2 protein-coding genes are annotated in these 3,238 nt (G+C 25.5%); both read right to left on the bottom strand.

What is annotated here, in order from left to right:
* Positions 1–2,013 (bottom strand): C80 family cysteine peptidase (locus tag ACIQ56_RS16000; RefSeq protein ID WP_397602038.1); only part of this gene is annotated, 2,013 nt, incomplete at its 3' end.
* Between the two features lie 332 nt (positions 2,014–2,345).
* Entirely contained in the window at positions 2,346–3,146 is an 801-nt protein-coding gene (locus tag ACIQ56_RS16005) for a TcdA/TcdB catalytic glycosyltransferase domain-containing protein (protein ID WP_397602039.1), read from the bottom strand.
* Positions 3,147–3,238 lie beyond the last annotated feature (92 nt).

The following is a 3,238-nucleotide window of genomic DNA, read 5'->3' on the forward strand; positions in this document are numbered from 1 at the left end:
TATAGATTGATTGTGTTTACTTAAAATTTCATTTTTTAAATTAATATTTACATCATTTCCTATATAAGAATTGTTTGTTAAACAAGAGTGACTTTTATTTGGAATAGGATTACCAGGGGTTCTTGAAATGCCACAACCTCCATAAGCACATGCTATGATTCTTGTCTCATATGTAAATGGGATATAAAGATCAACTTTAGGATAAATTAATTTTTTGAAATAGAATAAACTATTTTTACCTGTTCGATTTAAATTTTCAAAATAATCTTTATTTTTTAAATCTAATATATTTGGTATGATTTCATTTATGAGTTTATTCGATTCAATTTTTGTGATATAAGCTGGATCTTCAGATGTTTCGTAATGACCAAAAAACTTTAAAATAGATTTCATTGTAATTTCGTTTTCATTAAAGCCTAGGCGTCTTAATTCTTCTGCCGTGCGGACAGAGTTATAAACCCCTTGAGAAAACATAATAGTATAACCAATAGCAGCACCAATAGGACCAGCTTTTGCTGATAGTGGTAAAAGCAAAGCAGTGCCTAATGAACTTACTGCTCTTGCTGTTGTTAGAGATGCATTGACATAAATGTCTAATTTTTTATTTTCATCATCTGTTAAGTTACCAGCTTTAAATAAATCGGCAGCTTGCCAAAATTCTAGACTAGAAGAGATTAAATTTAATCCTATTTGAGTTTTTGTAATTCCATGAAATACATTTTTATTTTGCATCCAAAATTCATTTGATTTAGAATATTTTAAAAGATCTAAGCTTAAATCAGCATTATTCATTATCAAGTTTGAAGCATCACGTGTTCCTTCAACAATAAATCCATTTTTAAAAGATTGTTGAATGATGGATAGGGATTGTGGCATATTAATGAAATTCATAAAGATATTATATTTATTCGCTGTATTTGTAAATTTTTCAATACCTTTAAATGAATATTTTGCAATTTTAGAACTTAGGGACGTTTTATATTTAGTTTGATAATATTTATTAAATAAGGATGATTTTTGATCAAATGAATTTGCATTTAAAATATCTTCTTCTTTTATGGATATTTGATAGGAGTTTTTTAATTTTTGAATCGTAGTTGTAAAATTTCCGAGCGCATCTGTTTTTTTACTTATGATGTTTTTTATTACATTACTAAATTTATTGAATCGAGATATTTTTTCAGTATGAAGAAGTTTTTCTATTTCATTGGTATTTATAGATAAAAATTCGTTTTCAGATTTTCGAATGACATATAATTTATTTTCATTATTTGCATTTGTAAAAATACCATAATTATTTTTTGACAGTTCATTTCCATTGGAATCAATTTTAATCATGCCAGTTCTTACTGAAATGATATCTATTGGCATTTCTAAATGATTTAATTTTTCTAATAAAATTTGCGCAAAATTTTCTATATTTTTAGTATCATTTATATTTCCAGTTGGATTACAACTTATAATATCAATATAATGAATTATTGTTTTATCATTTATTGTTGTAATTTCATAAAGTCTATTTGCTAGCTCTTCTGGAGTTAAGTTTCCTATTGTAATAGAATTGTTTTGTAATTCCGCATGTCCCACAAGATAAATATTTAGCTTTTCTTTTCCATATTGGCTTAATTCTTCTTTGATCTTTAGATTATTATTATCTATAAATGAAACTTTTTTAGTAGAATATTTTTGTTTCGTTGTTAAAAATTCTTTATTATAAATATAATTAGCAGCATTTTTTGTATTATTATCATTGTTTAATTCGAATATCAAATTTCTTGGAGGATAATAACCTCCGCCATTAGCGATTGATTTTTTAGCCCAAGAAGATTTTGCGTCTTCTTCTGTAGCGTTATTAAATACTTTATTATTTACTTTAAATTCAGATAAAGATTCAATGATAGTTGTTTTTTTAAAATCACGATTGTTTACTAAGCTTTCAGGGAATAGTTCTTCATGCAAAGAATGCACAACTCCTGGACCTGAAATTGATATGGTCGCTCTACTATCGGTCATTATCGTGTCGTATCTATAATATATTGCTTGAGCATTAAATTCTCTAACGGATTCTAAATTTGGTCTTACATAAGTTTTATTATTGATAAGAGTATAATTTGGTTTTTTTGTATAGAATAAATTCGGATTATTTTTTTCATAATTATTTATCTTTAGATAATTCTCTTTAATTTTATTTTTGAATAATTGGATCCAATCAGAATCTTTTGTGGCTGGATGAGAAGCGATAAAGTTATTGGAATCTTCTGCGGTTCGATATTCTCCTTCTCTTATTTTTACTTCCTTAATTTTACTAAATACAGAGTCTAAATTATTTATATTTTTGAGTTTATTTAATTCGTTTTGTAGAATTTTTTTATATGAATTTTTGCTTCTGTATTTAAAGAATTATTGTAATCTAATTGGTCAAAAAATTTTTCTAAATAAAAATTACTTATTGCTCTTGATGGTAAAAAATCTACGTTATAATTAAATAATTGTTCATAAAAAATGAGAGATAACGAACGAAAACTATTTTTAAGATAATTTTTACTTATTTCATCTTTATTATATTTCATAAAATGATTATAAGGCATTAATGCAGGTAAAATATCAGCATCCATATAAATGCCACCTTTACTTGCTAAAATTTCTACGCGAGCGCTATCACTAGCTCCTGCTAAATTACCTCTAAGATATAATTCTTGTTCATAATTATTTTTAAGAGTCCAATTATGTTTTTCATTTTTTATGTCTTTAAAATCAATATTTGAAAAATCATTTTTTAAAGAAATTATATCTTTATTCATTGTTTCAATGATGGAATTTATTTTTTCAATTGAAACGTCTGTTTTATTATATAAAACTTTTTCAATAAAAGTTAATCTTTCTTGATCTAATGTGAGTTTTGAGTTTGTCGATTTGTTTGATATTAATTTTTCAAATAGAGCGTTTTGAACAGTTATTATTTTATCGGCAAGAATTTTTTCATAATATAGATCATTTTTTTTATCTATCACAGTTAATGGAGAATATTCTTTGATAAGTTTATTTGTTTCGTGGACAAACAAATTTTCGGAATCATACCAAATGTGAATTTTAAAGTCTGGATTTAATTTTGCCCATATTTTAATATAGTCTTTTTGAATTTTGATCCTCCCCTAAGAAAGTAGACACCCAGATCCGAAAAAAACTTATAGGAAAGAGGTGTTGAAATGGTGTTAACCAAAAGAAGGTATACAAGCGA

It is taken from the genome of Silvanigrella sp., assembly GCF_044369315.1.
GTDB lineage: Bacteria > Bdellovibrionota_B > Oligoflexia > Silvanigrellales > Silvanigrellaceae > Silvanigrella.